General features: G+C 74.7%; 9 protein-coding genes. 1 reads left to right on the top strand and 8 read right to left on the bottom strand.

Features of this window, described 5'->3' with window-relative positions; translation table 11 throughout:
• Positions 1–79: 79 nt before the first annotated feature.
• Positions 80–2,497 carry a glycosyl hydrolase family 95 catalytic domain-containing protein gene (locus IF30_RS0102595; RefSeq protein ID WP_051709043.1) on the top strand — a complete coding sequence of 806 codons (2,418 nt, stop codon included), beginning with the start codon at positions 80–82 and terminating at the stop codon, positions 2,495–2,497.
• A gap of 28 nt (positions 2,498–2,525) precedes the next feature.
• Here IF30_RS0102595 and IF30_RS0102600 read toward each other — a convergent pair whose 3' ends face one another.
• The 8 genes from IF30_RS0102600 to IF30_RS49000 form a co-directional block, all read right to left on the bottom strand.
• On the bottom strand, positions 2,526–3,020 hold the full coding sequence (locus IF30_RS0102600; RefSeq protein WP_030231296.1) for a universal stress protein: 495 nt from the start codon (positions 3,018–3,020) through the stop codon (positions 2,526–2,528).
• Between the two features lie 61 nt (positions 3,021–3,081).
• On the bottom strand, positions 3,082–4,338 hold the full coding sequence (locus IF30_RS0102605) for an SLC13 family permease (RefSeq protein WP_030231298.1): 1,257 nt from the start codon (positions 4,336–4,338) through the stop codon (positions 3,082–3,084).
• Positions 4,339–4,501: 163 nt separating this feature from the next.
• Positions 4,502–5,605, bottom strand: a complete 1,104-nt coding sequence (locus IF30_RS0102610; RefSeq protein WP_051709045.1) for a lactonase family protein — start codon at positions 5,603–5,605, stop codon at positions 4,502–4,504.
• Positions 5,606–5,778: 173 nt separating this feature from the next.
• Positions 5,779–6,738, bottom strand: coding sequence for a Gfo/Idh/MocA family protein (locus tag IF30_RS43160; protein ID WP_051709047.1), 960 nt, complete (start codon positions 6,736–6,738; stop codon positions 5,779–5,781).
• Between the two features lies 1 nt (position 6,739).
• Positions 6,740–8,158: an amylo-alpha-1,6-glucosidase gene (locus IF30_RS0102620; RefSeq protein ID WP_030231302.1), complete on the bottom strand. Its 1,419-nt coding sequence runs from the start codon at positions 8,156–8,158 to the stop codon at positions 6,740–6,742.
• Positions 8,145–9,419 carry an MFS transporter gene (locus tag IF30_RS0102625; protein ID WP_030231303.1) on the bottom strand — a complete coding sequence of 425 codons (1,275 nt, stop codon included), beginning with the start codon at positions 9,417–9,419 and terminating at the stop codon, positions 8,145–8,147. The genes IF30_RS0102620 and IF30_RS0102625 overlap by 14 nt, the downstream gene beginning before the upstream one ends.
• Positions 9,416–10,681, bottom strand: coding sequence for a zinc-dependent alcohol dehydrogenase (locus tag IF30_RS0102630; RefSeq protein ID WP_199807801.1), 1,266 nt, complete (start codon positions 10,679–10,681; stop codon positions 9,416–9,418). The genes IF30_RS0102625 and IF30_RS0102630 overlap by 4 nt, the downstream gene beginning before the upstream one ends.
• Positions 10,682–10,940: 259 nt before the next feature.
• A complete protein-coding gene (locus IF30_RS49000; protein ID WP_030231305.1) occupies positions 10,941–11,654 on the bottom strand; it encodes a GntR family transcriptional regulator in 714 nt (237 codons plus the stop codon).
• Positions 11,655–11,773 lie beyond the last annotated feature (119 nt).

Here is an 11,773-nt window from a genome sequence, read left to right on the forward strand (position 1 = left end):
GTACCGCCCGCTGACCGCCTTCTTCCGGCCCCCGCCCCCCGGAGCCGGGCCCCGCGACCCCCGCGATCGGAGCGACGCCATGCCGAGGCAGACCCACCGGCCCGCCGAGGAAACGCTCTGGTACCGGCGCCCCGCCGACGGCTTCCTGGAGGCGCTGCCGCTCGGCAACGGGCGGTTCGGCGCCATGGCGTACGGCGGTGTCCGCACCGAGCGGATCGAGCTCAACGCCGACACGCTGTGGTCCGGCGGGCCCGGCCCGCACGACCGCGCGGGCGCCGCCGAGCACCTGCCCGCCCTGCGAACGGCGGTGCTGCGCGACCGCGACCACGCCCGGGCCCACGCGATCGCCGCCACCCACTTCTCCGGCCCCGACGCCGAGGCGTACCAGCCGCTTGCCACCCTGCTGCTCACCTTCCCCCCGGGCGCGGCGGACGACCCCGCCGACTACCGGCGCGCGCTGGACCTCGACGAGGCCGTGCACACCGTGGAGTTCACGGCCGGCGCAGTGCGCCACCGGCGCGAGAGCTTCGTCTCCGCCCCGGCGGGCGTGCTGGTCGTCCGCCTCCGTACGGACACCCCCGGCGCCCTCTCCTTCCGCGCGAGCCTGACGACCCCCCACCCCGCCGCACGCCCCGAACTCGACCCCGCGACCGGCACCCTGTCGGTCCGCGGCCGCGCCCCCGCCCGCCTCCCGCGCCGGGCGGGCGAGCCCGTGACGTACCGGACGGACCAGGGCACGGGCTTCGCGGCCGCGCTGCGCGTGCGCACCGCCGACGGACGCGTCGGCGGCGACGACGGCGCGATCGACGTCACCGCCGCCGACGAGGCGGTCCTGCTGATCGCCGTCGGCACCGGCTACCGGGACTGGCGACAGCGGCCCGACGGCCCCGAGGCGGCACTCGCCGAGGCGCACCGGTGGCTGGACGGAGCCGACGGGCAGGACTTCGACACCCTGCGGGCCGCCCACACGGCCGACCACCGGCGGCTCTTCGGCGCGGCCGCCCTCCGGCTCCACGGACCGGCGGAGGCGGCCCGGCGGCCGACCGGCGAACGCCTCGCCGCCGCGAACGCGGGCGCCGAGGACCCGGGCCTCGCCGCCCTGCTCTTCGCCTACGGCCGCTACCTGCTGATCGCCTCCTCGCGGCCCGGCACCCAGCCCGCGAACCTCCAGGGGATCTGGAACAACGACGTCACCCCGCCCTGGAACTCCGACTGGACGTCGAACATCAACCTCCAGATGAACTACTGGCCCGCCGAGACCACCGGCCTGGCCGAGTGCCACCAGCCCCTGCTCGACCTCGTCGCCGACCTCGCCGAGGCGGGGCGATCCACCGCACGGGCCCACTACGGCGCCCCGGGCTGGTGCTGCCACCACAACGTCGACATCTGGCGAGCCACCGGCCCCGTCTCGGGCGACCCGGTCTGGGCGCACTGGCCGATGGCGGGCCCGTGGCTGGCCGCCCACCTGTGGGACCACCACCTCTTCCACGGCGACCGCGCCCACCTCGCCGACCGCGTCTACCCGGTCATGCGCGAGGCCGCCCGGTTCCTCACCCACCTCCTGGCCGAGGCCCCCGACGGCACCCTGGTGACCTGCCCGTCCACCTCCCCCGAGCACCACTTCCGGCTCCCCGACGGCACCCTGGCCGCCGTCGACGCCGGCTGCACCCTGGACCACTGGCTCGCCGCCGAACTCCTCGACAACACCGTCGCCGCCGCCCGGGAACTCGGGGTCGACCACGAGTGGGCCGCCGAACTCACGGCCGTCCGCGCCCGGCTCCGGCGCCCGTCCCTCGCCGCCGACGGGCGCCTGCTGGAATGGCGGGACGACCTCCCCGAGGAGGACCCGGGCCACCGCCACCTCTCCCACCTCTACGGCCTCTACCCGGGCAGCGCCGTCGACCCGCTCGGCGACGACACCCTGCTGGACCCGGCCCGCCGCGCCCTGGACCGCCGGCTGGCACACGGCGGCGGAGGCACCGGCTGGAGCCTCGCCTGGGTCGCCGCGCTCGCCGCGCGCCTCGGCGACGGAGCCCTCGCCGGACAGGCCGTGCAGCGCCTGCTCGAAACCTCGATCGCGCCCAACCTGCTCGACCTGCACCCGCCGCAGCTCTTCCAGATCGACGGCAACTTCGGCATCACCGCCGCCATCGCCGAAACGCTGCTGCAGAGCCACAACGGCGTCCTGCGGCTGCTGCCCGCACTGCCGCCGTCCTGGCCGGGTGGCGACGTGCGCGGCCTGCGCGCGCGGGGCGGCCTCACCGTCGGCCTCAGCTGGCGCCGGGGCGTGCTGACCGGAGCCGAACTGCGGGCCGCCCGGGACACCCTGATCGACCTCCACCTGCCCGAGCGCGGGGGCCACCCCGTCCTCACCGACCAGGCGGGCAGGCTGGTCGCGGCCGCCCTGGCGCCCGGGGACGGGCGGCGGCTCCGCGCGCGGCTCCGGGCGGGCAGCCGGTACCGGCTCTCCTACCCGGAGCCGGACGTCGGGCACTGAACGCGACGCCGGGCCGCCAGGCGCCGCGCTACGGCCTGCCTGGCGGCGGCGGGGGAGGCAGCGTCGCGGTGTCGGGCGCCGGTTCCGGCCAGACCAGCAGCACCGGGCAGGGTGCGTGGTCGACGACGAAACGGGTCGCCGGGCCGAGGCTGTGCGGTCCGAGCCGGGTGCGGTCGCCGTCGCGGGCGAGGACGAGGAGTTCGGCGCCGTCGGCCGCCGCGACGACCTCGCGTTCGACGCGGCCGGCGCGCTCCACGTGGGTGCAGGGCCGCCCGAGGCGCTCGGCCGCGGCCCGGAGGAGGTCCCGGGCCGAGGTCGCCGCCAGGGCCTCCACCCGCGTGCCGGGATCGCGCTCGCGGTGGCCGCGTCCGAGCAGTCCGGCGAACGCGCCGTGCGCGGCGCCGGGCACGTCCTGGCCGCTGACGTGGAGCAGGACGATCTCCGCCCCCTGCGGTGCGTGCGCGCGGGCGGCGTCGACACAGGCGGGCCAGGTGCCTTCGGTGATCCAGACGACGACGGTCACGGCCTCGTCCTCCTCGCCGGCGTGCCCGTCGGCCTGCTCCGCTTCGTCCGCTTCATCCGCTTCATCCTCCGATGATCTGCAGTGATCCCCACAGCGCCACCACCGCCACGGCCAGGGCGGCCGGTACGACGAGCAGACCGAGGCGGGTGAACTCGCCCAGCCCGATGTCGGTGTCGTGCTCCCGGACGATGCGCCGCCACAGCAGCGTGGCCAGGGAGCCGGCGTAGGTGAGGTTGGGGCCGATGTTCACCCCGAGCAGCACCGCCAGCACCGCGCCCGCGCCGGACGGCACGGCCAGTGGCAGCAGGACCAGGGTGGCGGGCAGGTTGTTGATGACGTTCGCCAGGACCGCCGCCACCGCCGCCGCGCCGAGCAGCGCCGGCAGCGACGTGCCGTGCGGGACGAGGTGCCCGAGCGCGGAGGACAGGCCGTTGTCGACGACGGCCCGGACCACGATGCCCAGCGCCAGCACGAACGCCAGGAACGGCACGGCGGCCGCGCGCACGATCGCCACCGGCGTGGTGCTGCGCCGCACCAGGGCCCGGACGGCGAGCACCAGCGCGCCGGCCAGGGCCGCCCACGCCGGATCGATCCCGACGATCGACGTCAGGACGAACCCGGCGAGCGTGCAGCCCACGGTGACGAGGGCGAAGAGCGGCATCTGCGGCGCCGCGGTGTCGGCCGCGGGCGGGGCACCGGCCACCAGGTCGGCGGCGAAGAAGCGGCGCAGCACCACGTACTCGACGGCGATGGCCGCCAGCCACGGCAGCGCCATCAGCGCGGCGAACCGGGTGAAGCTCAGCCCGCTGGCGGCGAAGGCCAGCAGGTTGGTGAGGTTCGAGACCGGCAGCAGCAGCGACGCCGTGTTCGACAGGTGCGTGCAGGCGTAGACGTGCGGCTTGGGCCGGGCCCCGAGGCGGGCCGCGGTGACGAACACCACCGGGGTGAGCAGCACCACGGTCGCGTCCAGGCTGAGCACGGCCGTCACCACCGAGGCGACCACGAACACCTGCACCAGCAGCCGCCGGGGGCTGCCCGCGGACGTACGGGCCATCCACGCCCCGCAGGCGCGGAACAGGCCCTCGTCGTCGCACAGCTGCGCCAGCACCAGGACGGCGGCGAGGAACCCGATCACCGGCCCCAGCCGCTCCGCCTCGGCCAGCGCGTGCGACGGCGGGATCGCGCCGACACCCACCACCAACGCGGCCGCCGGGACCGCGACCACGGCCTCCGGCCAGCCCCACGGCCGCACCACCGCGCAGACCAGCACGAGGACGAGCAGCCCGATGGACAGTGCTTCCGCGAACGACGTACTCAGGGTCTGCTCCTTGCAGGCGACGGTTTCAGCACACCCGACCGGACCGGAACCGCCTGGTCACGGTGCATCGGTGCAGCCCAACGGTACGCGCTGCGACCGAAGACCTCCTCCCCGGCGCTGACGCCGTGCAAGTTCCCCGGGTCCGGGGCCCGCATTCCTCCGCTCAGGGGCCGACCGGCAGGACGGACGTGGGTTCGGTCGTCACGAGGGGTGCTGCGGCGGGGGTCAGGTGCCCGGTGGCCGGGTCGCGGTGAAAGGCAGTGAGCGTGCCGGAGCGCTGGTTGGCGCAGAACAGGAGGAGCCCGTCGGGGGTGAGGGCGATGTCCCGGGGCCAGACTCCGCCGCACGCGACGGTGGCGATCAGCTCGGCGGACGCGCCGTCACCGCGGACGGCGTGCACGGCGATCGCGTCGTCACCGCGGTTGGTCGTGTAGAGGAAACGGCCGTCGGCGGACAGCCGGACGGCGGCCGCGGAGTTGGCGTGGGGCGCGCTCGGGTCCTGCCGCGTCGCCAGCTCCACGGTGGGTTCGAGGCGGCCGGTCGGCGCGTCCCAGGTGCAGACGGTGAGCGTCGAGGAGAGTTCGTTGAGGACGTGGACGTACCGGCCGGAGGGGTGGAACACGAGGTGCCGGGGGCCCCTGCCGGGCGGGAGTTCGGCCGTCTGGTGCGCGCTGAGCAGGCCGGTGGCCGGAGCGAAGGCGTAGACGTGGATCCGGTCCGTGCCGAGGTCGGTGCAGAGGAGGAAGCGTCCGTCCGGCGAGGGCGCGGCCATGTGGGCGTGGGGGGAGGTCAGCAGCTTCCCGGCGGGCTGCCGGCCGGGGTGGCGGATGGTCTGGACCGGCGGGGAGGTGACCAGGCCGTCGGCGCCGGTGGGGATGACCGACAGGACGCCGTCGCCGTAGTGGGCCGCGAAGACGTGGGAACCGCTGGGGTGGACCGCGAGGTGGCAGGGGCCCGCGCCGCCGCTGGCCGTGGCGGCGGCGGTGGCGCTGGTGGCGGTGCCGGGAAGGCCGAGGACCCCGGTGGCGGGGTCGACCCGGAGGGAGAGGATCCGCCCGGGGGCCTCCTCCAGGACGGCGTGCAGGACGGGGCGCGTCGGGTCGAGGGCCGCGTAGGAGGGGTGGCCGACCGGCAGGGTCCGGACGAGGGTCATGGCGCCGGTGCCGTCGTAGCGGACGGTGGAGAGACCGGCTCCGGGGGTGTCGGCCGGGGCGGCGCTGCCGATGACCAGCGAGCCGCCGGAGGGCGTCGTCGGGAGGGGGTTCAAGGATGCCTGCTCTCTGCTCACCGTGCGGTGAACGGTCCGTCAGGGGCGCCACCCGGGTGGCGGTGTCCGAGATCGGCATCCTACGGACGGCGGACGCGCCGAGTCGACGCCGGACCGGGGGACGGTCGGGCGTCGGCGTCGGCGTCGGACCGACCAGCGCGTGCGGTCGACGGTCAGACGCCCCCCGGGACGAGGCGGTCCCGGACGGCGTCCAGGGTGGCGGCGATGCGGAGCGATTCCGCGAGCGGGACGAGGTGGGCGGAGGTGTCGCCCTCGGCCGCGGAGTCCACCGCCTCCACCATGAGGCGGTACGGGTTCTGGGGCGGGTAGTGGCGACGGCCCTCGCCGGTGGCGGTGAGCGTGCTGGGCGCCACGCCGGCGCAGAAGGCCGGCGGGGCGAGCGTGATGGAGCCGCCGGTGCCGGTGGTGGTGAAGGTCTCGGCCGTGTCGCCCACGAGCGAGCAGCCGACCTCGGCCGTCCCCTGGCCGGGGAACTCCAACCGGAAGCGGGTGGCCGCGTCGGCGGAGCCGGGCCGCCAGAGGTCCTGCTCGGCGCTGACGACCCTCGGCGTCCGCCAGCCGAAGGCGGCGAGCGCGGCGGAGACGGCGTAGTAGCCGACGTCGTAGAGGGCGCCGCCGCCGAGGGCGGCGTCGAGGCGGTAGTTGCCGGGGGCGGGGGCCAGGCCGTCGAACCTGGCGGTGACGGTGCGGACGGTGCCGATGGCGCCGCGGGTGATCATGGACTCCAGGTCCCGGGTGCGCGGGTGCCAGCGGTTCCAGGCCGCCTCGACGAGCAGCCGCCCGGTGGCGCGGGCGGTGGCCGCCATGGCGGCGACCTCGGCGGCGGTCAGGCCGAGCGGTTTCTCGCACAGGACGTGCTTGCCCGCGCGCAGGGCGCGCTCCACCCACGGGCGGTGGGCGCTGTTGTGGAGCGAGATGTAGACGATGTCCACGGCGGGGTCGTCCAGCAGGTCCTCGTAGCGGGTGTACACCCGCGCCGGGTCGAGGGCACGGGCCCGCCGGGCGTCGGTCGCGGCGACGGCGTGCAGGCGCGGCCGGTCGGCCGCGTGGACGGCGGGTGCCAGGCTGGACGCGGCTATCGAACCGGCGCCCAGGAAACCCCAGTCGGCCATGTCAGTCCTCCTCCGCCGGGGCGGTCGCGCCGGTCGGGCCGGCTGTGCCGGTCGCGTCCGTCGGGTCCGTCGGGTGCGTCGTGTCGGTCGTGGTGGCGGCCAGGTCCAGGACGAGGGAGCTCCAGCCGAAGGACCGCGCGCCGTGCCCCTCGGCGTCCTCCGGGCCGTAGCACTCCCGGGTGCCCGAGGCCGCGACGAGCGCGCAGGTGCGCGCGGCGAGCGTGTCGGCTTCCGCGTGGTAGCCGCGGTGGCGCAGGCCCCCGTACAGGTACCAGTTGAGGTTGACCCAGCTGGAGCCGCGGAAGATCGCCCCGGTGCGGAACGAGGCGTCGTAGGACGGTTCGGTGGCGGCGACGCTGGGGACGGGATGGGGCCGCCAGAACTCCCTCTCGTTCAACAGGTGTTCTTCGATGACCCGGCGCGCCGCGGCGTCCGGCACCGAGTCGAGGAGGACGGGCACGAGCGAACTCGCGGTGAGGACCCCGCTGCGCTTCCCGGCGACGAGGTCGAGGTCCTGGAAGGCTCCGGCGGTCTCGTCCCAGCAGTGCCGCATCAGTGCGGCGCCGATCGCCCGGGACTCCTCGGCCAGCCGGTCCGCCGTCCGCCCGTTCGGTTCGACCCTCCGGACGAGGCGCGCCAGGCAGGCCAGACCGTCGGCGTAGACGGTGTTGAGGAGCACGTCGTTCCAGACGAACAGCCGCCGGTCGCGGAGCGGGGTCTCCGGCGTGCGGGACGGAGAGGCGTAGGCCGTGATCAGCGACCGCATCGCACTGTGCCAGGCGGTGCCCACGGCGTCCTCCGCGGCCGACTCGATGCCGAGCGCGGCATCGTACTTGGGGCTGCTGTCCAGCCCGGACTCGTCCGGCTGGTAGATCTCCAGCAGGCCGGTGCCGGGGCTCGTGCGGTGGTCCCTGAGCCAGCCGAAGAAGGCGAGCGCGGGCGGCAGGACGCGGCGCAGCCAGAGGTCGTCCCCGGTGGCCCGGTACACCCGCTCGACGGCTCGGGCGACCACGGGCGGCGCGATGGTGACGGACCGCCAGCCCTCCCAGAGGTCGATCCGGAAGTCCGCCGTGGCGCGCGGCCTCAGGTCGTCCTGCCAGAGGACCATGTGCGGCAGGAACCCGGTGGGTGTGATCGCGCCGAGCAGGGAGCGCAGCTCGTCCCGGGCCCGGCGGGTGTCGACGTGGGTGAGGGCGATGGCGTGGAAGCTGCTGTCCCAGGCCCACTGGAAGGGGTAGCTGTCGGGGGAGGGGCAGGTGAAGTCGAAGTGACGCTGGGCCGCCCGGGAGAACCCGGTGCGGTGGTTGCGGGCCAGGGTGTCGCGGGCCCGGGCGGCGCTCTCGGCGCCGATCGCCGTGCGCTCCGCGCGCTTCGTACCCTCCGTGCGCTCCGGGCTCGCTGTGCTTTCAGTGACGGACATGTGGGGTGACTCCCGAGGAGGACGAGTCGGCGGGCGCCGGCCGCTGACGCCCGGCGGCGAGCAGCAGCGCGGCGAAGGGCAGCAGGCAGCCGGCGAGGCCGAAGGCCGAGCGGACGCCGAGGTGGTCGGACAGCGTGCCGAGGAGCAGGGGCGCGAGCATGATGCAGGCGCTGACGGTGAGTTGGACCCGGGCCGTGGCCTGGTCGGTGCGGCCGGGTGCCGCGCTCACCGCCAGCGACAGGGTCAACGGGAAAAGGTTGGCGATGCCCAGCCCGCCGAGGGCCAGGCCCACCAGGGCGAGCCAGGTGGCGGAGGCGAGCCAGAGGGCGAGGAAGCCTGCGGCGGCGACCGTCAGGGATCCGGCCACCAGCGCGGCCGAGCGGGCGGAGCGGGCACCGCTCGCCAGCCGGCTCCCTGCCAGCCGGCCCGCCAGCTCGCTTCCGTAGAACAGGGCCAGTGCCGCCGACGCCTGACTGGCCGTCAGATGGAGGTGGCTGGTGAGCAGCGGGGCGGCGTAGTAGGCGAGGCAGAACTCGAAGCCGACGACGAGACCGCACAGGGCGGCGCGGAGCGGGAACACGCCCGCCGACCGGTCGGCCCGCGCCGCCGGGGCGGCGGCCTGCGCGGCGACGGGTGCGGTGCGCGGGCGCAACTGCTCGGCCCGCAGGGCCGGGTACATGAGGGCGAGCGCGAGGGCGGGAAGCACCAGGCACCAGTTCCACGATGCCCCGGCGCTCTGCAGACCACTGATGACCACGGGCGCGGCGAGTGCGCTGACGCTCGCGGCCGCGTTGGCCTCGACCAGCGCGCGTGCCCGTAGGGACTCGTCCGCGCCGTGGTGCTCGGCGAGCACCGCCAGCGCCGTGGTCTGCAGCAGCGCCCCGCCGATGCCGCCCAGGAGCGCCGCGCCGAGGGTGACGGCGGCCGACAGCTCGGTCGCCAGGAGCAGCGACCCCAGGGCCAGGAGGGCGAGTGCCGTCCAGAAGAGCGCCCGGTGGCCCACCCGCGTCCGCAGACGGCGGAACAGCAGGTTGGTGAGGATCGCACCGGCCGCGAAGGCCGCGGAGTGCAGGCTCATCAGCAGGTAGCTCAGCTGCAGGTCCTGACGCAGGAGCGGCAGCAGCGGGCCGAGCGCGTACAGGAGGTAGGCGTACACGGCCAGTCCGCCGTAGGCCGTGACGGTCAGGCGGTCGCGGGCGAAGGCCGGCGTCCGGTGGTCGGGGGAGAGGGGTGGTGCGGTGCCGGTGTCGGTGCCGCTCACCCCGGTATTCCGGCCTGCTCGACGAACGCTCCGCCGGCGGGGGCGATGCCGACGGGGGAGGCGTTGGCGGGGGAGGTCCTGAGGGGGGAGACGCCGATGGGGGCGGTGCCGTTGGGCGTCGTGCCGCCGGGGGCGGTGGTGGCCGCGGCGGCCGTGCGCCGCACGTGGTCGAGGAGGACGGAGGGGGCGAGCAGCGAGGTCTTCATCGACGCACCCCGCCCGTACCCGGTGAACGCCTCGCGGACGGCCTCCTCGTCGTCGAGACAGGCCCGGGTGGTGATCAGCGGGGCCGGGTCGACCAGGCCCGACTCGACGAGCCGCAGGGCCACGGCGGTGACGTGCGCGGAGCGGGCCATCGGGAACGACCGGACGTCGAAGGGAGTGGAGAGCAGCCGCAGGCCCTTGGCGAGGATCATCCAGGTGTTGAGCCGCTGCGGGACGGCGGTCGCGCCGTAGATGACGTACGAGCCGCCGGGGCGCAGCAGGCCCATCGCGAGTTCGCGGATGTCCTTGCCCGGGGCGTCCTCGCGTCCGGCCGGGCGGCCCGGCGCCGAGATGTGGGGCAGCGCGTCGAACACGTAGTCCGCGTACTGGTCGTGGTGGTCGCGCACGAACGCTTCCAGCTCCGCCGCCTGGGTGTCCGGGTTGAAGGCGTGGGAGGCCCCGTGCCGCAGCGCGACGTCCATCCGCTCGCCGTTGCGGTCGAGCACGGTGATCGGGCCGGCGCCGAGGTGGCGGTGGAGCACCTGGACGGCCAGCTGGGCGCTTGGGCCGCAGCCGAGGACGACACAGGTGTCACCCGGCTTCGGGGGGTTGAGCAGTAACGACCGCAGGACCGAGGTCAGCGGTTCGATCACGGAGGCCAGGTCCGAGGGCACGTGCGGGGGCAGGACGACGGCCGCGGCCTGGTCGGCGTCGTAGAAGTTGCGCCCGGTGTACCAGGCCGTCTCCACCCCGAGCCGGCCGGGGAAGAGCGGCCGGAGGGCCCGGTACTCGGCCATGCCGCCGAAGTCGGTCTGCCCCCAGTAGGTCACCCGGTCGCCCGGCCGCACGTCGTCCCGGAGCCGTTTGCCGACCTCGACGACCCTTCCCACGTATTCGTGGCCGGGAATGATCGGCCAGTCCTCCGCGAAGAGGTGACCGCGGAAGTAGGAGACGTCGGTCGAGCAGATGGAAACCGCCTCGGTCTGCAGCAGGATTTCGTCCTCGTGGCATTCCGGATCGGGCACCAGGGTTCGGGTGATTTCCCCGGGAGAGGTCATCAGGTATGCGTACACGGCTTTCCCTCCATGCTGCATGTCATTCCACTACCGGATTCGGATCGGGCCGCACCGCCCGCCGATCGTGCAGTTCCCCGTCGGAAGTGCTGACCGCGTGGTGCCGTCGGCGTCATTGCGCGACTCGCGGGTCGTACGGATGAGCGGATGGCCGGATTGCCTGATGAGCGGTTGACCGGTTGACCGGTTTACCGAATGGCCTGATGACCTGGCGCCCTGGCGCCCTGGTGACCTCGGGACCGCCTCAGGAATCGACCTCGAAGGCGACGTCGAGGGCGTACCGGTCGCCCACGTAGCGGGATTCGGTGAGCTCCAGGGGCTGCTCGTCCTGGTCCACGATGAGTCGCTCCTCGACCAGCAGGGCGGTGCCCGGGGCCACGGCCAGCAGCTCCGCCTCCTGTTCGCCGGCCACGGCAGCCCTGATGGACGAATGCCCCCGGGTCGGGGTCCGGCCCAGCCGGGCCAGCGCCTCGTGCATCGACGCCGTCCGGAAGTCGACCTCCAGCAGGGCGGCGAGGGCCTCGGGGAACACCGCCCGCTCCAGCGCGGTCGGGATCCCGTCGGCCAGCCGTACCCGATCGACCTCCACGACCCGGGCCGGCTTCCGCAGCCGGAGCCGGTGGACCTCTTCCGGCAGAGCGGCCCGGAGTCTCGCCGAAACCAGCCGCGACGAAGGCCTCCGGCCCTGTCTGCGCATTTCCTCGCTGAACCTGACCAGGTTTTCCGCGCGGCGTCGGGTCGGAGGTTCCGCGACGAACGTCCCGCGTCCGGAGATCCGGTACACCAGGCCTTCTGCGACGAGCCGTTGAACGGCCGCCCGAGCGGTCATGCGGCTCACCCCGAATTCCTCGCACAATTCCGCCTCGGAGGGGAGGGGATCGTGCGGCCGATGCTTGGCGATCCGATTTCGGAGGGCCAGTTCGATCTGGTGGTACCTGGGCGCGAAATCCGTTTCCAAAAGAGGTCCTCCGAAATTGAGGCTACGCCGTCCAGCTGTCTAGTCAACCAGCGTAGACCAGTGCAGATCGGGGCATCTCGCAGCGAATTGCATCAAGAGCAAGAGGCGTGCAGCGTGAT

The organism is Streptomyces sp. NRRL S-350, assembly GCF_000719705.1.
Lineage (GTDB): Bacteria > Actinomycetota > Actinomycetes > Streptomycetales > Streptomycetaceae > Kitasatospora.

What these genes read in the sequence shown, in the direction of transcription:
- IF30_RS0102620 (WP_030231302.1), bottom strand. Translation starts at nt 8,158, where the DNA reads ATGTCCGTCACTGAAAGCACAGCGAGCCCGGAGCGCACGGAGGGTACG.
- IF30_RS43160 (WP_051709047.1), bottom strand. Translation starts at nt 6,738, where the DNA reads ATGGCCGACTGGGGTTTCCTGGGCGCCGGTTCGATAGCCGCGTCCAGC.
- IF30_RS0102595 (WP_051709043.1), top strand. Translation starts at nt 80, where the DNA reads ATGCCGAGGCAGACCCACCGGCCCGCCGAGGAAACGCTCTGGTACCGG.
- IF30_RS0102630 (WP_199807801.1), bottom strand. Translation starts at nt 10,681, where the DNA reads ATGACCTCTCCCGGGGAAATCACCCGAACCCTGGTGCCCGATCCGGAA.